The sequence below is a fragment of the Qipengyuania xiapuensis genome, from assembly GCF_019711395.1.
In the GTDB taxonomy this organism is placed as follows: Bacteria; Pseudomonadota; Alphaproteobacteria; order Sphingomonadales; family Sphingomonadaceae; genus Qipengyuania; species Qipengyuania xiapuensis.
Map to the genome: position 1 here is coordinate 560,844 of NZ_JAIGNL010000001.1, position 16,986 is coordinate 577,829.

Sequence of the window (16,986 nt, forward strand, 5' to 3'; positions counted from 1 at the left end):
AAGCGGCGGATATGACGCGGCATCGATCGCCAAGCGAATTGAGGATTTCAGCCTAGCATGACCAAACGAGGCAGCCGCCGCAAAAGCTCGAAACGCGCGGAACGCGCCGCTCGCGCCGAAGCGGAAGGCAAGCGTGACTTCAGCGCGCTCAAGCTGTGGAGCAAGCGCATCGCCCTGTGGGGCGGAGCGCTCGTCCTGCTTGGCGCCCTTTTCCTGGCCATTGCGGTGGGCTTCGCCGCCCGTTCGCTGCCGAGCTTCTACCAGCTGAAGGCGACGCAGAACGCGCAGACTATCGTCGTGCGCGCGCGCGACGGCACCGAGATCGTGGAGCTGGGACCCAGCTACGGAAAATGGCTTTCGTCCGAAGATATCCCGCAGGTCATGAAAGACGCGATGATCTCGGTCGAGGACCGGCGCTTCTATTCGCACCCCGGTGTCGACATCGTCCGCCTGACGGGCGCTGTCATCGAAGGCGTGACCGGCGAGCGTTCGCGCGTCGGTGGCACCTCGACCATCAGCCAGCAGCTGGCGCGCAACGTGTTCCTAAACTCGAACCGTACGCTCGACCGCAAGGCGCGCGAGGCGGTTCTCGCAATGGCTCTCGAATGGAAGTTCTCCAAGGAGCAGATCCTCGAGCTTTACCTCAACAAGGTCTATTTCGGCGGCGGCGCCTACGGCATCGATTCCGCGAGCCGCAAGTTCTTCAGCCATCCCGCGACCGAGCTCTCCACCGCTGAGGCAGCGATCATCGCCGGGCTCGTGAAGGCGCCTAGCCGTTACTCGCCCACGGCAGATGTCGACGCGGCCGTCGGCCGCGCAAGCGTGGTGCTGCAACTGATGAAGGAGCAGGGCCGCATACCGCAGAACGCGACGGTCGACGTTTCGGCCGTGAAGCTCAAGGAAGAGGCCGGCCAGAATTCGGTGCGCTATTTCACCGACTGGGCACTGCCGCAGCTCGATCTGCTGCTGCCCGAGACCTTCGAACCGATCGAGGTCTGGACGACGCTCGATCCGGGCATGCAGGCCGCAGCCACCGCGGCGGTGAAGGCGAACGCCCCCGACGGCGCACAGGGCGCGCTGGTCAGCCTCGATCGTGACGGCGCGATCCTCGCGCTGGTCGGCGGCACCGATTACGTCGAGACCAATTACAATCGCGCGACCAATGCGATGCGGCAGCCCGGCTCCAGCTGGAAGCTGTTCGTCTATCTCGCCGCACTGGAGGCGGGTTACACGCCCGAAGACCGCGTGGTCGACACGCCTGTCTCGATCGGTGGTTGGAGCCCGCGCAATTCGAATGGCCGGAATATCGGCGAGACGAACCTGCGCACTGCCTTTGCCTATTCGATCAACACGGTTGCAGCCCAGCTCGGCAACGAGGTCGGCTTCAGCCAGGTCGCGTCGATGGCGCGCCGCTTCGGCGTGACCACGCCGATCAACACCTATCCGGCGATGGTGCTGGGCGCGAACGAGGTCCGCCTGCTCGACATGACGCGCGCTTTCGCCGCCGTGTCTGCCGAAGGCGCTTCGGTGGAGCCCTACGGGATCGTGAAAGTGACGACGGCCGAGGGCGAGCTTCTCTACCAGCACGAGAAGGCCCGCAGCACGCAGCTCATTCCCGACCATGTCGCGCGCGGTATCACCGACCTGCTGCAGGCCGCCGTGCAGACCGGCACGGGCCGCGCCGCGCAGATCGGCAGGCCGGTCGCGGGCAAGACCGGCACCACCAGCTCGAACAAGGACGGCTATTTCGTCGGCTTCTCTTCCGGCATCACCACCGGTGTCTGGATGGGGCGGGACGACAACCGCCGCGTTGGCGGGCTGCAGGGTGGTCGTGCCCCCGCGCAGGCCTTTGCCGCCTACATGCGCTACGCGGTCAAGGATCGCCCGGTCGAGGAATTCGACACCCAGCTCCAGCTGCCCGAATGGCAGCTCGACGAAGAGGACGACTACTTCTTCGGCGACCCGGACGACTATTACTACATCGACGAGCAGGGCAACCTGATCGAGCCCGGTCGCAGCGATCGCCCCGGCGGTGCAATTCCCTTCCCCGAGGAAGGCGGCTCCTTCGGCAGCGAAGACGGCATGCGTCCGCGTGTTCCGGCACCGCCTCCGGTAGAGCGCGTGCCGGGCCCCCGTCCGACGGGCGTGGGCGAGGATGGAGCACCGCAGGCTATCGGTGACGACTTCCTCGACGGCGCAATAGGACGCGACCGGCCTCCGCCGCGACCCGAACGGCCGCCGCGCAACTGATCCGGCTTGCAGCGAACAAGAAAAAGGCCCTCCCGGCGCGAACCGGGAGGGCCTTTTCTCTGTTTGGCCGAGGTGTGCGGCTTAGCGGAGGCGCACCGCGATGTACTGGGGGGCACCGCCACGGCGCTGCACACGCAGGAGAACGGCATCGCGATCGTCTGCCTGGGCGCGGCGAACCGCGTCTTCGAGGTCTTCGACCGATTCCAGCCTGCGGTAATTCGCCGTCAGGATGATGTCACCGCGCTGGAGGCCCTTGCGCGCTGCGTCCGAATTGCGGTCGACCATCGCGACGACGAGGCCTTGCGTATCCGCATCCGCGCCGATCTGGCGGGCGATCTGCGGCGTGAGCGTGAGGACCTGGAGGCCGAGGCGCTCCTCGATCACTTCATTGTCGCTCGGCGACATGTCCTCGTCGGGCTCGGCGTCCGGATCGAACATCTGGCGCTGGCGAAGCTCTTCCTCGCTCGGGCGCTTGCCGACGGTCACGTTGATACGGCGGCGTTCGCCGTCGCGGATCAGGTCGACCGGAATGGTCGTGCCCGGCGCGACATTGGCGACGAGGAACGACAGCGTCTGGTCCGGAGTGACCTCGCGGCCGTTGACCGAAAGGACGATGTCGCCCGGCTCGATCCCGGCGCGCTCGGCAGCTTCGCCTGCCTGCACCATCTGGACGATTTCGCCGCGATTGCGCTGGAGGCCCAGCGAGGCAGCAACGTCTTCTGTCACCGGCTGGATCTGGATGCCGAGGTAGCCGCGCTCGATCTCGACGCCGCGGACGAGCTTGTCGATGATCGGGGCCGCGGTTTCAGCGGGGATCGCAAAGCCGATGCCGACGCTGCCGCCGGTCGGCGAGATGATCGCGTTGTTCACGCCGATCACATTGCCCTGCATGTCGAACAGCGGACCGCCAGAGTTGCCGCGGTTGATGCTGGCATCGGTCTGGATGTAGCGATCATAGGCACCGCCGCCGGTCGAGCGCAGCACGCTCGAGACGATGCCGCTGGTCACGGTGCCGCCGAGGCCGAAGGGGTTGCCGATTGCGATCACCCAGTCGCCGACACGCGCCTGAGCGCTGTCACCGAACCGGACGAAGGGGAAGGGTTCGCTGCGATTGACCTTCAGCACGGCAAGGTCCGACTGCGCGTCCGTACCGACGAGCTCCGCTTCGTATTCGGTGCCGTCGGGCAGGGTGACGGTGATCTCCTGGATCGACGCGCGGCCCGAGGGGCTCACCACGTGGTTGTTGGTTACCACGTAACCGTCGGCAGAGATGATGAAGCCCGAGCCGAGCGACTGGCCTTCACGATACTGCGGTTCGTCGTCCTGCTGTCCGCGGCGTTGGTTGAAAAGGCCTTCGAACGGCGTACCCTCGAAGGGGTTGGTGCCGCGCGAGACCTCGACGCGCTGGCGGGTCGAAATGTTGACCACTGCGGGCTGCAACTGCTCGGTCAGGTCGGCAAAGCTTGCCGGTGCACCGGCGCGCGGGACCACGCTTGCCATGGTCGAATCGTCGTTCTGGGCGACCTGCGCCCCGGCAGGGAAACCTGCCAGCGAAAGGGCTGCACCACCGGCCAACAGGGCGGCGGTTACTGAGTAGGCATAACGCACGGGCTTCACGTCCTTTTCTCGATCCTCTTCAAAGTGGCGAGTGCGGGTCTTTTGCATATCCTATGCCGGACCGGCCTCGCGGTTCCGGCATCAGGACTGCAATATGGCGCTGAATGCGCCTTGAACGGGGGCGATACTGGACCGCCACCGTTCGACAAACGGTCAACGCCGTCCGCGGAACTGCTGCAGGTACTCATTGTCGGGCGAGAGGATGATGCTGCTTGCAGCATCGCCGTTCTCGGCCGCGAAGGTGGCATCGTAGCTCTGCATGGCGCGGTAGAAGTCGTAGAACTCCGCATCCTTGCCGAAGCTTTCGGCATAGATGCGCGCTGCTTCCGCATCGGCGTCTGCACGAATGATCCGGGCATCACGCGAACCACCGGCACGGATCGCACGGGCCTCGCGCTGGCGATCCGATTCCATCCGCGTGAAGGCCGACTGGAGCGGCGCTTCGGGAAGGTCGGTGCGGGTGATCTGCACGTCGACCACTTCGGCGCCGTACTGGCGGGCCTGGCGGTCGAGATTGTTGCGCACGTTCTGCAGCGCCGAGCCGCGCTCCGCAGTCAGCATGGCCTGGAAGGTCCGGCGACCGAGTTCCTGGCGCAGGACCGAGTTAAGGATCGGCTCGAGCGCATTGCGCACGCCGTCGGTGGTGCCGGCGCGTTCGACCATGCGGACCGGATCGGTGATCCGGAAGCGCGCATAGGCGTTCACGAGCAGGCGCTGCTGGTCGTTCGAGAGCACTTCCTCGTCGCTCATTTCGAGGTCGAGCAGGCGTTTCTCGATCCGCACGACGCGGTCGACGAAGGGCATGCGGAGATAGATGCCCGCATCGGTCTCGCCGCCCGGCGTGTTGACGGTCCCGATCGGGTTACCCGTCCGCACGATGACGGCCTGCTCTTCCTCGGGCACGACGTAGACGCTCATCAGCAGACCCACGATCGCCACGCCGAGCGCGATGATGGTCAGGCGATAATCTTCCCAGATACGCTGCATCTCAGTTTCCTCCCGGCGCGGTCACGGTGGTGGTAGGCTGGGCCTCCTGGGCCCGGCGCCGGATTTCGGGAAGCGGCAGGTAGGGCGTCACGCCCTGCGCTTCCACGATGGTCTTGTCGGTCTTGCTCAGGACGCGCTCCATGGTCTCGTAATAGAGGCGCTGGCGGGTCACCTGCGGTGCGAGGCGATACTGCTCGTAGACCTTGTCGAAGGCTTCGGCTTCACCCTGTGCCTGTGCGAGCACCTGCTGGGCGTAACCCTGTGCCTGGTTGCGTGCGGCATCGGCGTTCTGCTCTGCCACCTGCACGTCGCGGAAGGCATCCACCACCTGGCTCGGCGGGTCGGCCTTCTCGATTTCGACACCGAGCACGCGGATGCCTGCCTGGTAGCTGTCGAGCGTTTCCTGCATGCGCTCGCGCACGTCCTGCTCGATCGAGGCGCGGCCCTGACCCGAGAAGGTCTCGTCGAGCTGTTTCTCGGCGACGGCGGCGCGCATCGCGGCCTCTGCCGCTTCGTTCACGGTCTCGACCGGGTCGACGACGCGGAACTTGTAGTCGGCGAGGTCCTTGATGTTCCAGCGCACGATATAGCTGAGGTCGACGAGGTTCTGGTCGCCCGTCAGGATGAGCTTCACCTGGCTGTTGTTGCCGGGAATGCGCACGGCGCGCACGCCCTGTACGTCCTCGACGTCGACCGTCTCGAAGGGGAAGGGCGCGGAGAACTTGAGGCCCGAATCCAGCGTGCGGGTGTAGTTGCCCAGCGTCTTGACCACGGCCTGCTGCTGCGGGCCGATCAGGTGGACGCTCGTGGCGAGCAGGCCCAGCGCGATGATGCCGACCACCACCACGGGGAACCAGCTCTTGCCGCCGGGGCGCTGCGGAAAGCGGAAATTCGGCCCGCCGGGGCCACCGCCCTTGCGGCGCGGACCTTCGGGACCGCGGTTCTTGAAGATGTCTTCTATATTGGGGCCGCGGCGACCGTCGCCTCCGCCCGAGCCCGGCGGGAGCCAGGGATTGCGCGGGCCCTTCGGCTTGCCGCTACCCTTGTCGCCCTTCGGCGCATCACCGTCATTACCGGAGCCGGAGGAATCGTCACCCCCGCCCCATGGATTGTTTCCTGCCATTGCGAGGCGGATCCTCTGTCCTAGCCCGTCCAAAAGTCTCATATTTGTCTTATAGGTACGCTTTGCAGGAAAAACAGGGGTTGCGGCGCGCTTTTCGATGCTACAGCAGCGCCCTCCATGAGCGACACGCTTTTCAAAGACCAATTGCCCCCCGAAATCAGCGCCCGTGTTACCGGTAGCGTCCTCAATGAAGGACGCGCGACGCTCGTTCTCGATGTGGCGGGCCTTTCCGAGGCGCAGCGCGGTGCGCTGGAAGCCGAGATCACTTCTGCCGTGGCTGCACGCGAGGACGTGAACGACGTGCGCGTCGTCATGACGGCAGAACGCAAGGGGCCGATGATCATCGCGGTCGGTTCGGGCAAGGGCGGCGTCGGCAAGTCGACCCTCACCGCCAACCTCGCGATCGCGCTGGCGAAGCGCGGGGTGAAGGTCGGGCTGGTCGATGCCGACATCTACGGACCTTCGCAACCGGTCATCTTCGGCACGCAGGGCGCAAAGCCCGATGCGCGCGACAACAAGCCGGTCCCGCTCGCCAGCGACTTTGGCGTCGACCATCTTTCGATGGGTCACCTCGTTGCGCCGGGCAAGGCGCTCGCCTGGCGCGGTCCGATGGCGGCTGGCGCGCTCGGCCAGCTGATCGAGGCGCACTGGTCGCCCGACACCGATGTGCTGCTGATCGACCTGCCGCCGGGCACGGGCGATGTGCAGCTCACCATGGTGCAGAAGTTCAAGCCGGCAGGTGCGGTGCTCGTCTCTACGCCGCAGGACCTTGCGCTGATCGACGCGGCACGGGCTGGCCAGCTCTTCGATACGGCCGGTGTGCCGGTGATCGGGCTGGTCGAGAACATGTCGGGCTATGCCTGCCCCAAGTGTGGCGAGATTTCCGATCCCTTCGGTGCCGGCGGCGTCGAGGCGGCTGCGGGCCGACTGGAGTTGCCCTTCCTCGGCCGAATCCCGCTGGCGATGGAAATCCGGCAGGGGAGCGATGCGGGCAAACCGCCCGCAGCCGGTGACGGCCCCAACGCCGCGCCGTTCCACGCGATTGCAGAAAAGCTCGCCGAATGGATATCCGCGAGAAACTGAGCGGCATCGAAGTTTCGCGCCGCAAGCTCATGATCGGCGCGGCGGCGGGCGGCGGACTGCTGGTCGCCTGGACGCTATGGCCGCGCAGTTATGCCAGCCCGATGGTCGCCGGCGAGGGCGAGGCCTTGTTCGAAGGGTGGCTTACGATCGGGCGTGACGGCGTCGTCACCGTCGCGGTCCCGCAGCTCGAGATGGGGCAGGGTGTCGGTACCGTCCTCGCGCAGGTCGCGGCCACCGAACTCGGTGCCGACTGGCGCCAGATCGGCATCGAACCGACCCCGCCTTCGGGTCATTTCGCCAACCTCACGCTCGCCGCGCATTGGTCGCCGCTATGGTCGAGCTTCCCTGCGCAGGCCGATAGCGAAGATGCATGGCTGGTCGAACGCTTCGCGCGCCGCGGCGATTTCAACGCGACCGCGCTCGGCACCAGCCTTGCCGCCTATGAGCGCCCCTTGCGCGAGGCAGCGGCAAGCGCGCGCGACATGCTCACTCGTGCCGCCGCCGAGCGCTGGGATATCGCTCCCGAACAGTGCGAGGTGGTCGAGGGTTTCGTCATCCACGAAGGCACGCGCCTGCCCTTCGGCGAGCTCGCGATGGAAGCGGCACGTCTCGACCCGCCCGATCCCGCTCCCCTGCGACCGCTTGCTGCGTCCGAAGAGCCGATCCCGGGCGAGGCCGATGCTTCCACGATCTTCCCGCGGCTCGACCTGCCTTCGAAGGTCGACGGAAGCCACATTTTTGCAGGCGATGTCCGCCTGCCGGGAATGCTCTTCGCATCGATCCGGCACGGTCCCGCCGGCCTGCCAGAATTGCTCCGCTTCGATGAGGATGCGGTAAAGGGCATGCGCGGTCTGCGCACAGTCGTCACCTCGAAGCGCTGGATCGCAGCCGTTGCAGACAGCTGGTGGATCGCGGACCAGGCGCTCGGCAGGATGCGGGCCCATTTCACCGGGCCCGGGGCGCTCGAGCAGATCGTCCTCGAAAGCGACATGGAACGCGCGATCGAATCGGCCGACGACAATGCCGAACGGGTAACGACAATCGGTGATCCCGACGGCATGCTCGGCGGCTCTGCCACGGTCCGCCGCTACGATTTCGCGCCCGCAGCCCATGCGCCGCTTGAAACGGCGAGTGCGACCGCGCGGTTCGAAGACGGACGCCTCGAATTGTGGATCGCCTCGCAAGCGCCCGCCGCCGCGCGCGATGCGGCAGCCAAGGCCATCGGTATCTCGCCTGAGGACGTCGTCCTCTATCCCGTGTCCGCCGGCGGCAGCTTCGATGCCCGGCTCGAAAAGCAGCATGCGATCGAGGTGGCGCAGATCGCGGAGCAGGTCGGACGTCCGGTGCAGCTCGTCTGGAGCCGGGCGCAGGACCTGCAGGCCGTCCCTCCGCGTCCCCCGGTCTCGGTGCAGATCTCAGCGAGCCTCGGGGCGCAGGGGCAGCCAGTCGCGTGGCGCACGCGGGTCACCGCGCCTTCCGCCATCCGCGAAATGGGCGGACGGCTGTTCGACAATCTCGTGCCGGAAGCCGCACAGGAACTGGGCCGCGAGGAAGCCGACCCCTTCATGACCGAGGGTGCCGTGCCGAGCTACGGCATCTCGCATGTCGCGGTTGATCACGTGCCTGCCAGCATTCGCCTGCCCGCCGGACGGATGCGTGGCGGGGCGCATGTCTGGACGGCCTTTGCCACCGAATGCTTCGTCGACGAGCTGGCGGCAGCCGCGGGCCGCGATCCCTTTCTCTACCGCATGGCGATGCTGGGCGGCGCGCCGCGCATGGCCGAATGCCTGCGCCGCGCCTCGCGCCTCGGCGAATGGGACGGCGCTCAGGAAGGATCCGGGCAGGGCATCGCGATGCTTCGCATGGGCAGCGATCCCGCGCGTGCCGGACACATTGCCTGCGTGGCGCAGGTCGGCAGGGGCGAGGGCCGCACGCGCGTTTCTCGTCTGGTTGCGACCGTCGACATCGGGCGGATCGTCAATCTCGATATCGCGCGCCAGCAGATCGAAGGCGGGCTCGTTTTCGGCCTTGGGTTGGCTTCGGGAGGTTCGCTGCGCTTCAGTGATGGCCATCCGGTGCCGAAACGGCTCGACGGGCTGGGCCTGCCGCGCCTTGCCGATTGTCCCGAGATCGTGGTCGACTTCATCGCCAGCGAGGCCGAGCCGTTCGACCCCGGCGAACTCGGCGTGGCAGTCGCCCCGCCGGCGATCGCAAACGCCCTCTTCACAACGACGGGAACGCGAATGCAGCAACTCCCGTTCTTCAGCGAACGATCATGACCTGGCAAGAACAGAAACTCCCCGCAGACCACCCGCCGGTGAAGTCCGGCAGGATCGGCGTACTTGTAGTGAACCTCGGCACGCCCGATGCGCCCGAGAAGGGCCCCGTGAAGCGCTACCTCGCCGAATTCCTGTCCGACCGCCGCGTGGTCGAGATACCCGCGATCGCATGGCAGCCGATCCTGCGCGGCATCATCCTCAACACGCGCCCCAAGAAGAGCGCGCACGCCTATAGCCAGGTGTGGACCGAGGAAGGCTCGCCGCTCGCCGTCATCACCCGCAAGCAGGCAGAGGCCATGCAGGACCGGCTGGGTGACGGCGTCATGGTCGACTGGGCCATGCGTTACGGTAAGCCCTCGATCCCCGACCAGATCCAGAAGCTGATGGATGCCGGCTGCGACCGCATTCTCCTCGCCCCGCTCTACCCGCAATATTCGGGTGCGACGACGGCGACGGTGGTCGACAAGGCGGCCGACAAGCTGAAGGAAATGCGCTGGCAAGCAAGCCTGCGTACGCTCCCGCCCTATCACGACGATCCTGCCTATATCGACGCGCTCGAAGCCGATATCACGCGCCAGCTGGATGCGCTCGATTTCACGCCCGAAGTCCTCCTGCTGAGCTTCCACGGCATGCCGCAGCGCACGCTGGAGCTGGGTGATCCCTATCACTGCCATTGCCAGAAGACCTCGCGCCTGTTGCAGGAACGGCTTGCCGGGCGTGACATGCGCATCCGCACGACCTTCCAGTCGCGCTTCGGCCCCGCCAAGTGGCTCGAACCGGCGACCGACACGGTGATAGGCGAAGAGGCAGCCAAGGGCACCAAGTCTCTCGCCATCGCGGCTCCGGGCTTCTCGGCCGACTGTCTCGAGACCCTCGAGGAACTTGCCATCCAGGGGCGCGAGCAGTTCATCGAGGAAGGCGGCGAGAAGTTTGCGGCACTCTCCTGCCTCAACACTTCGGACGCGGGCCTCGCGATGCTCGAAACCTTGTTGCGGCGCGAGCTTGCCGGATGGATCGATTGCTAATTGCCACTTAATAATTGCTGATGCATGATGGCTGCATGGCCACTCTTGCAGCACATGATCCGATCCCCACTCACTGGACCGAAGGCGTCCCGAGCGACGACGAACTGGCACATATTCCCGGCGAGGGCGGATGGCCACTGGTCGGCAATACTTTCAAGATGCTCAAGGACCCGCACGCATTCACGCGGCACATGGTCGAAACCTATGGCCGGGTCTACAAGAGCAAGGCGTTCGGCGGGTGGAACGTCGCCCTGATCGGTGCCGATGCGAACGAGCTGGTGCTGTTCGACAAGAGCAAGAATTTCTCATCTGAGCAGGGCTGGGGCCCGGTGCTCGACCAGCTCTTCCCGCGCGGATTGATGCTGCTCGACTTCGACCATCACCGCGCCGACCGGCGTGCGCTGTCGATCGCCTTCAAGCCCGGCCCGATGCGCCACTATTCGGGCAGCCTCAATCGCGGCATCGCGAAAAAGGTCGAGGACTGGGGCGCGGGCCGGATGGAATTCTATCCCGCGATCAAGACGCTCACGCTCGACCTTGCCGCAGACAGTTTCATCGGGATCGAGTGGGGTCCGGAAGCGGACAAGATCAACACCGCCTTCATCGACATGGTACAGGCCTCGGTCGCGCCGGTCAGGAAACCGCTGCCCTTCACCCAGATGAAGCGAGGCGTCGACGGAAGGAAATTCCTCGTCGATTTCTTCACTGCGGAGACACAGCGTCGCCGCGCGGAAGGCGGCGGGCAGGACATGTTCAGCCAGTTCGCCACCGCCGAGTATGACGACGGCAGTCTGATGCCGGTCGACGAGGTGGTCGACCACATGAACTTCCTGATGATGGCGGCGCACGACACGATCACCAGCTCGGCGACCTCGCTGATCTGGCTGCTTGCCAAGCATCCCGAATGGCAGGAAAAGCTGCGCCAGGAAGTCGAAAGCGTGACCGGCGGTGTCGGCAGCGATGGCAAGCCCCGCGACCTTGCCTACGAGGATATGGGTAAGCTCGAACTGACAGAAATGGCGTTCAAGGAAGCGCTGCGGATGGTCCCGCCGGTGCCCTCGATGCCGCGCCGCGCGCTGCGCGAGTTCGAATTCGGCGGCTATCGCATTCCTGCCGGCACGCACGTCGGGATCAACCAGTATTACGTCCATCACGACGAAGAACACTGGGACAATCCGTTCGACTTCGATCCGATGCGCTTCACGCCCGACAAGGTGAAGGCGCGTCACAAATATGCATGGGTTCCCTTCGGCGGCGGCGCGCACATGTGCCTCGGGCTGCACTTCGCCTATATGCAGGTGAAGATCCTGCTCGCGCAGCTCCTGCCGCGCTACGAGATCACGCTCGAGCAGGAACCCGATTGGCAGCCCTGGCCGATCCCCAAGCCGCGCGACGGCCTGAAGATCTCGCTCAAGGCGCTTTGATTTCCGAGGCTAAGCCGAGGCAAGGGCGATTGCCCGCCCGCAGCGGGCGCAGCTTGCTGCGCGTCTAGCGAGGACGTACCCGCGGAGGCGGGTGCGCAAATCAGAAGTCTATCGCGATGCCGTCCTTGACCCAGTCGCCGTAGCGCGTCGGGCTCAGGTCTTCCTCGTTCTCGACCTTCTTCGGCTTGGGCGGCGGTTCGCTGCTCCAGTGCTCGGGCTTCTCGAATTTCTCGGGCCGCTTGGTCGCGCGTTTTGTCATGCATCTAAAATGCGCAGGCTGGCGCGTGGTTTCAAGTGGAGCTAGGGGCAGCGCCCAATGGCACAGCCTACCGGAATACACGCGCGCCGCGCCGCGCTTCGCCTGCTCGATGCGGTTTTGCGCCGCGGCGAGACGCTCGACGTCGCATTCGGCGCGGCGACCAAGGATGTGCGCAAGTTCGAGGACAAGGCGTTGGCGCGTGCAATCGCCAGCGAAGTGCTGCGCTGGATGGTCGATCTCGATGCGCTGATCGACAGTGCGACGAAGAAGCCGCTGCCTGCCGATGCCAAGGCGCGCACGGTGCTCCGCATGATGCTGGCGCAGTGGCTCCGCCTCGATACGCCGCCGCATGCGGTCATCGCGACCTGCCTGCCGCTGCTTGCTGGAGGCCCGCGCAGGCTGGCGCACGGCGTGTTCTCGACGCTTACCAAGCGCGGCATCGCCTTGCCCGAAGCGCCGACGCTTCCCGCCGATGTCGCCGAACGCTGGGGTGACCGCTCGGCCGCTATCGCTCAGGGCCTTGCCGAGCCACCGCCGCTCGACCTGACGCTGAAGGACCCTTCGCAGACCGAGGTGTGGAAGGCGAAACTTGCCGCCGACAGCCTGATGCCCGGTCACCTGCGTCTCGCGCGGGGCGAGAATATCGAGAAGCTGCCCGGCTTCGCGGAAGGCGAATGGTGGGTGCAGGATATCGCGGCCTCGTTACCCGCGCGCCTGCTAGGCGAAGGCGAGGGCCGCCACGTCCTCGACCTGTGCGCTGCGCCCGGCGGCAAGTCGCTACAACTGGCGGCGCAGGGCTGGCAGGTCACCTCGCTCGACATTTCCAAGCGCCGGCTCGACCTGCTGCGCGCCAACTTCAAGCGCGTGGGCCTGAAAGCCAGCCCGCTACGCGCCGATGCACTCACGTGGGAGCCCAAGCACCGCTTCGATGCAATCCTGCTCGATGCGCCGTGCACCGCGACCGGCACCGCCCGCCGGCATCCCGACGTGCTTCACCGGATCGGTGCGCGACAGATCGAGGAGATGGCCGAACTCCAGGCCGCATTACTTGAACGCGCCTCCGGATGGCTCAAGCCGGGCGGCACGCTGGTCTATGCAACCTGTTCGCTAGAGCGCGAGGAAGGAGAGGCCCGCCTGGCCCATTCCAAGCTAGATCTTCTACCGGTTTCGCAGGATGAGCTCCCAGAGGGAATCGCCCCCGGCGCCGATGGGACCTTGCGAACCGACCCCGGAATGATGGCGGAAAACGGGGGAATCGACGGATTCTTCATCGCCCGGCTCGCTTCGCGCGGCTGAAAAAAGGCAAAAAGAAGGCAAAGTTTTAACGGTTCACCGCAACAGTGGACCGCACCGCCCTCATGCCGGGCACCTTCGGCTTGCCATTCACATTTTTGAAAGCATGGGATCAACAATCAGCGTGTCACCACACGAGGACGCCGCCATTCTTGCCGCGTCATGAGACACACGCATCAGAATTTAGGATCGACGACCGGACCGCCCCCTACAAGCGGCCATCAAGAAGCTGTAAGATGTCCATGGTCGTCGTGGATTGAAGGAGTACGAAAGTGACTGCAATTAAGAAGACCGCAGGAATCCCCCTCCTGCTTGGCGCGCTTGCGCTGCCCATGAGCCTTTCGGCGCAGGAAGTTGAAGCCACCGACAGCAACATCGACGTCTACGGCTCGGCCCTCACCGAAGGTCCCGAAGTCGAGGGCATCATCACCTCGCGCAGCGGCGACAAGATCCGCGTGACGCTGGAAAACGGCACCACCACCGACATCATCATCGATGAAGGCACCGAAATCCGCGCAACCGGCGGTTTCCTCGGCATGAGCAGCAAGAAGCTGACCTCGCGCCAGCTGCTGAACGGCCTTCCGGTCGAAGTCGACACGCTGCAGTTCGACGGTGGCCTCGTTGCCAGCCGCGTGAAGCTCAAGGCGAGCGACCTCGAAACCGCTGCCATGATCCGCGGTGCGACCGCTCAGCAGTTCGCTGAACAGCGCGAAGACATCGACGCCAACACGGCTGCCGCAGAAGCCCTGCGTGGTCGCATGGCCAACATCGACCAGTACAATGTCCGCGGCGTGACCAACGTCTACTTCGACAGCGGCAAGTGGAACATCTCGGCTGAAGGCGAGCGTGAGATCTGCGAAATCGCTTCGCAGGCAGAAGCCATGGACAACGCGCTGCTGCTCGTGGTCGGCTACACCGACTCCGATGGCGACGAAGACTACAACCAGGTCCTCTCGGAGCGCCGTGCAGGCCGTGTGACCAACTACCTTCAGCAGAAGTGTGGCTGGAAGCCCTGGCGCATGCTGACCCCGACCGGCATGTCCGAATCGGATCCGGCTGCAGACAACAGCACGCCGGAAGGCAAGGCGCAGAACCGCCGCGTTTCGGTCAACATCCTCGTCAGCAAGGCCACCGAAGAAGGCTGAGCCGAGCGCAGGATACGCTAGTTTTGAGGGGCGGGTCTTCGGACCTGCCCCTTTTTTCTTGCCTAGCCGGTAGCGGCGAGGACCGCCTCGGCGAGCTCTCGTCCCGATACCCAGGCCCCCTCGACGCGCGGAGCGACCAGCCAATCGCCGCACACGCCCAGCTGGAGAGTGGCATCCCACAAGTGGCCTTCGCCGGCGCTTCCTGACTTGGCATAGCGCCAGCGGTGGGCGCTGCTCGCGACGATTTCGGGGAGGTCCGCGTCGATCTCCGCAGCGAATGCGCCCAACAGTGCCTCGGTGACCTCTTCGCGTTCGTCCTCGAGGTGCGCGCGCGACCATTCGGGGCCAGCCTGGATCACCCAGCGTTCGCCCGTCGAACGGCGGGGCTTGGCACTGTCTCGTGCCGCCCATCCGATAGGGCCTGCGTTACGCAGCGTGTCATTAAAGTGAGGAACGGCATCCGCGAAGGCTGCCATAACGGTCCAGCAAGGGTCCGAGATCGTCGTCGCAGCTAGTTTGCTCCATTCCGGGCAGTGCGCCTCGAGCAGCGGCGCGGCCTGTTCGGCAGGCAGCGCGAGGACGAGGCGGTCGAAGGCTGCCGGATCGAACCCCTCGCCCGCGATGAGCCAGCGCTGTCCGTCCCGCTCGATGCGTTCGATGCGCGCCCCGAATTGCACGCCAAGCTCATCGGCCATGGCGCGGATCGGTGCGTTCATTCCCGGCGTGCCGACCCAGGCATCCTCGCCCGCGGCAGGCCAGCGTTCCGCAATGCCGCGCTCCTGCCAGTTCGCCACCTGCGTGCGGAACCGCTCGTCGCGAACGGTGAAGTACTGCGCGCCGTGATCGAAGCGCAGCGTCTCGCCATCGGCGTCAATCCGGCGCGTCGACATGCGTCCACCCGGGCCGCGGCCCTTGTCGAAGAGGGCCACCTCGTCACCGGCATCACGCAGCGCCGTTGCGCAGCTCAGCCCGGCCATTCCCGCTCCGACAATCGCAGTCTTCACGCTGGCGGTCCTCAGGCGTCGTCCTTGACGTATTTCTGGAAGCTCTTGCGCAGCTTCATCAGCTTGGGCGGGATGACCGCGAGGCAATAGGGATTGCGCTGGCCTTCGCCGTCCCAGTATTCCTGGTGGTAGTCCTCTGCCGGAAACCATTCACCGCCTTCGATCGTGGTCACCGCGCGCTGGCCGGGATGCTCCTCGTTCCAGCGGGCGATGGCGGCTTCTGCCGCCTCGCGCTGGTCGTCCGTCGGGAAGATCGCGCTGCGATACTGCGTGCCGACGTCGTTGCCCTGACGGTTGAGCTGGGTCGGGTCATGCGTGCCCATGAAGACGTCGAGGATTTGCTCGAGACTGATCTGCTCGCTGTCGAACGTGACACGCACGCCCTCGGCATGGCCGGTATTGCCGGTGCAAACCTCTTTATAGGTCGGGTTAGCCTGGTGGCCGCCGATATAGCCGCTCTCGACCTCGCTCACTCCGATGACGTCCTTCATCACCGCCTCGGTGCACCAGAAGCATCCACCAGCGACGATCACCTGTTCCTGCGACATGTATTTCTCCTTTGAGCGAGCATGTAGGAAGACGACGGGTCCTTGTCATCGTTCCAGTGCATGTGCAGGAAGCATTGCCATCGAATTGAGAGGAGAATCCCCCCATGCGTTTGTTCCTGACTGCGGCCGTCGCCGCCTTTGCCGTGACCCCGCTTGCGGCCGACGATCACGCCGGTGACCTCGGCGAGGTCCTCGCGTCCGATCTGCGCGACGACGACCGCGCGCGCGACCAGTATCGCAACCCGGAAGAGACACTTGCATTCTTCGGTGTAGAGCCGACGATGACCGTGGCTGAATATGGCCCCGGGGGTGGATGGTACACCCGCGTGCTCGCGCCATATATTTCGCCTGCCGGCAAGTACATCGCCTTCGAACAGGACAGCGATGGCGGCACCTATCGCGACCGGGCACAGGAAGCGCGCGCAAAGGGCTGGACCGAGCGCTTCACCGCGAGCGTCTCCGAGATGGAAGGCGTCAACGGTGATAATGTGACGGCCTTCGAGATCGACGAAATGCCCGAAGAGCTGGCCGGAACTGTCGACCGCGTCCTCATCTTCCGCTCGATGCACGGCCTCAACATCGGCAATGCTGCCGACACGGTGCTCAAGGCAGCGCGTGTGATGCTCAAGGACGACGGCTTGGTCGGCGTTGTGCAGCACCGCGCTCCCGAAGGCGCCAGCTATGATGATTACGGTGCCCGCCAGCGCGGTTACATGCGCAAGCAAGACGTCGTCGCGATCTTCGAGGCAAACGGCTTCGAACTCGCCGGCGAAAGCGAGATCAACGCCAACCCCAAGGACCCCGCGAACTGGGAAGGCGGCGTTTGGACGCTGCCGCCCGTGCTGCGCTACGGAGACCAGGACCGCGACCGCTATATCGCTATCGGCGAGAGCGACCGCATGACCCTGCTTTTCAAGAAGGCCGACTGACGCCTCTGTCAGCCAGCGTT

At 65.4% G+C, this 16,986-nt stretch carries 14 protein-coding genes; 8 read left to right on the forward strand and 6 right to left on the reverse strand.

Annotated features, from left to right (window positions below; all coding sequences use genetic code 11):
• Positions 1 to 57 precede the first annotated feature (57 nt).
• The gene (locus K3163_RS02790) at positions 58 to 2,250 is read left to right on the forward strand and encodes a transglycosylase domain-containing protein (protein WP_221552012.1); all 2,193 of its coding nucleotides are present in this window, start codon (positions 58 to 60) and stop codon (positions 2,248 to 2,250) included.
• A gap of 81 nt (positions 2,251 to 2,331) precedes the next feature.
• Here the strand turns inward: K3163_RS02790 and K3163_RS02795 are convergent, their stop codons facing one another.
• The 3 genes from K3163_RS02795 to hflK all read right to left on the reverse strand — a co-directional run bounded on the left by K3163_RS02795 (position 2,332) and on the right by hflK (position 5,977).
• Entirely contained in the window at positions 2,332 to 3,915 is a 1,584-nt protein-coding gene (locus tag K3163_RS02795) for a Do family serine endopeptidase (protein ID WP_221552015.1), read from the reverse strand.
• Between the two features lie 105 nt (positions 3,916 to 4,020).
• Positions 4,021 to 4,854, reverse strand: a complete 834-nt coding sequence (gene hflC / locus K3163_RS02800) for a protease modulator HflC (RefSeq protein ID WP_221429306.1) — start codon at positions 4,852 to 4,854, stop codon at positions 4,021 to 4,023.
• Position 4,855: 1 nt separating this feature from the next.
• On the reverse strand, positions 4,856 to 5,977 hold the full coding sequence (gene hflK / locus K3163_RS02805) for a protease modulator HflK (protein ID WP_244921351.1): 1,122 nt from the start codon (positions 5,975 to 5,977) through the stop codon (positions 4,856 to 4,858).
• A gap of 312 nt (positions 5,978 to 6,289) precedes the next feature.
• Between hflK and K3163_RS02810 the strand changes: the two genes are divergently transcribed.
• The 4 genes from K3163_RS02810 to K3163_RS02825 are packed head-to-tail and all read left to right on the forward strand — an operon-like array spanning position 6,290 to position 11,788.
• Positions 6,290 to 7,060: a P-loop NTPase gene (locus K3163_RS02810; RefSeq protein ID WP_221553950.1), complete on the forward strand. Its 771-nt coding sequence runs from the start codon at positions 6,290 to 6,292 to the stop codon at positions 7,058 to 7,060.
• A complete protein-coding gene (locus tag K3163_RS02815) occupies positions 7,039 to 9,339 on the forward strand; it encodes a xanthine dehydrogenase family protein molybdopterin-binding subunit (protein ID WP_221552026.1) in 2,301 nt (766 codons plus the stop codon). Before K3163_RS02810 ends, K3163_RS02815 begins: the two co-directional genes overlap by 22 nt.
• Complete coding sequence (hemH, locus tag K3163_RS02820; protein WP_221552027.1) at positions 9,336 to 10,364, forward strand: ferrochelatase; 1,029 nt, start codon at positions 9,336 to 9,338, stop codon at positions 10,362 to 10,364. The genes K3163_RS02815 and hemH overlap by 4 nt, the downstream gene beginning before the upstream one ends.
• A 35-nt stretch (positions 10,365 to 10,399) precedes the next feature.
• Complete coding sequence (locus K3163_RS02825) at positions 10,400 to 11,788, forward strand: cytochrome P450 (RefSeq protein ID WP_221552029.1); 1,389 nt, start codon at positions 10,400 to 10,402, stop codon at positions 11,786 to 11,788.
• Positions 11,789 to 11,888: 100 nt separating this feature from the next.
• Here K3163_RS02825 and K3163_RS02830 read toward each other — a convergent pair whose 3' ends face one another.
• Positions 11,889 to 12,047 (reverse strand): DUF1674 domain-containing protein, encoded by a 159-nt coding sequence (locus tag K3163_RS02830; protein WP_221429301.1) that lies wholly within the window; start codon positions 12,045 to 12,047, stop codon positions 11,889 to 11,891.
• Between the two features lie 57 nt (positions 12,048 to 12,104).
• Here K3163_RS02830 and K3163_RS02835 point away from each other — a divergent pair, with 57 nt between their 5' ends.
• Both K3163_RS02835 and K3163_RS02840 read left to right on the forward strand, forming a co-directional pair.
• A complete protein-coding gene (locus K3163_RS02835) occupies positions 12,105 to 13,343 on the forward strand; it encodes an RsmB/NOP family class I SAM-dependent RNA methyltransferase (RefSeq protein WP_221552031.1) in 1,239 nt (412 codons plus the stop codon).
• A gap of 269 nt (positions 13,344 to 13,612) precedes the next feature.
• Positions 13,613 to 14,485: an OmpA family protein gene (locus tag K3163_RS02840; RefSeq protein WP_247710176.1), complete on the forward strand. Its 873-nt coding sequence runs from the start codon at positions 13,613 to 13,615 to the stop codon at positions 14,483 to 14,485.
• 62 nt (positions 14,486 to 14,547) lie between these two features.
• On the opposite strand, the gene K3163_RS02845 is transcribed toward K3163_RS02840, so the two are convergent.
• Together K3163_RS02845 and msrA are read right to left on the reverse strand one after the other, a co-directional pair.
• Positions 14,548 to 15,489, reverse strand: a complete 942-nt coding sequence (locus tag K3163_RS02845) for an NAD(P)/FAD-dependent oxidoreductase (protein ID WP_221552033.1) — start codon at positions 15,487 to 15,489, stop codon at positions 14,548 to 14,550.
• Between the two features lie 11 nt (positions 15,490 to 15,500).
• Positions 15,501 to 16,037 carry a peptide-methionine (S)-S-oxide reductase MsrA gene (gene msrA, locus K3163_RS02850; protein ID WP_221552035.1) on the reverse strand — a complete coding sequence of 179 codons (537 nt, stop codon included), beginning with the start codon at positions 16,035 to 16,037 and terminating at the stop codon, positions 15,501 to 15,503.
• A gap of 104 nt (positions 16,038 to 16,141) precedes the next feature.
• Between msrA and K3163_RS02855 the strand changes: the two genes are divergently transcribed.
• Positions 16,142 to 16,966 carry a class I SAM-dependent methyltransferase gene (locus K3163_RS02855; RefSeq protein ID WP_221552037.1) on the forward strand — a complete coding sequence of 275 codons (825 nt, stop codon included), beginning with the start codon at positions 16,142 to 16,144 and terminating at the stop codon, positions 16,964 to 16,966.
• The last annotated feature ends 20 nt before the right edge of the window (positions 16,967 to 16,986 follow it).

Excerpts from the sequence above, each read along its gene's own strand:
- K3163_RS02790 (WP_221552012.1), top strand. The coding sequence starts at position 58 with ATGACCAAACGAGGCAGCCGCCGCAAAAGCTCGAAACGCGCGGAACGC.
- K3163_RS02795 (WP_221552015.1), bottom strand. The coding sequence starts at position 3,915 with ATGCAAAAGACCCGCACTCGCCACTTTGAAGAGGATCGAGAAAAGGAC.
- hflC (WP_221429306.1), bottom strand. The coding sequence starts at position 4,854 with ATGCAGCGTATCTGGGAAGATTATCGCCTGACCATCATCGCGCTCGGC.
- hflK (WP_244921351.1), bottom strand. The coding sequence starts at position 5,977 with ATGGCAGGAAACAATCCATGGGGCGGGGGTGACGATTCCTCCGGCTCC.
- K3163_RS02810 (WP_221553950.1), top strand. The coding sequence starts at position 6,290 with ATGACGGCAGAACGCAAGGGGCCGATGATCATCGCGGTCGGTTCGGGC.
- K3163_RS02815 (WP_221552026.1), top strand. The coding sequence starts at position 7,039 with ATGGATATCCGCGAGAAACTGAGCGGCATCGAAGTTTCGCGCCGCAAG.
- hemH (WP_221552027.1), top strand. The coding sequence starts at position 9,336 with ATGACCTGGCAAGAACAGAAACTCCCCGCAGACCACCCGCCGGTGAAG.
- K3163_RS02825 (WP_221552029.1), top strand. The coding sequence starts at position 10,400 with ATGGCCACTCTTGCAGCACATGATCCGATCCCCACTCACTGGACCGAA.
- K3163_RS02830 (WP_221429301.1), bottom strand. The coding sequence starts at position 12,047 with ATGACAAAACGCGCGACCAAGCGGCCCGAGAAATTCGAGAAGCCCGAG.
- K3163_RS02835 (WP_221552031.1), top strand. The coding sequence starts at position 12,105 with ATGGCACAGCCTACCGGAATACACGCGCGCCGCGCCGCGCTTCGCCTG.
- msrA (WP_221552035.1), bottom strand. The coding sequence starts at position 16,037 with ATGTCGCAGGAACAGGTGATCGTCGCTGGTGGATGCTTCTGGTGCACC.
- K3163_RS02855 (WP_221552037.1), top strand. The coding sequence starts at position 16,142 with ATGCGTTTGTTCCTGACTGCGGCCGTCGCCGCCTTTGCCGTGACCCCG.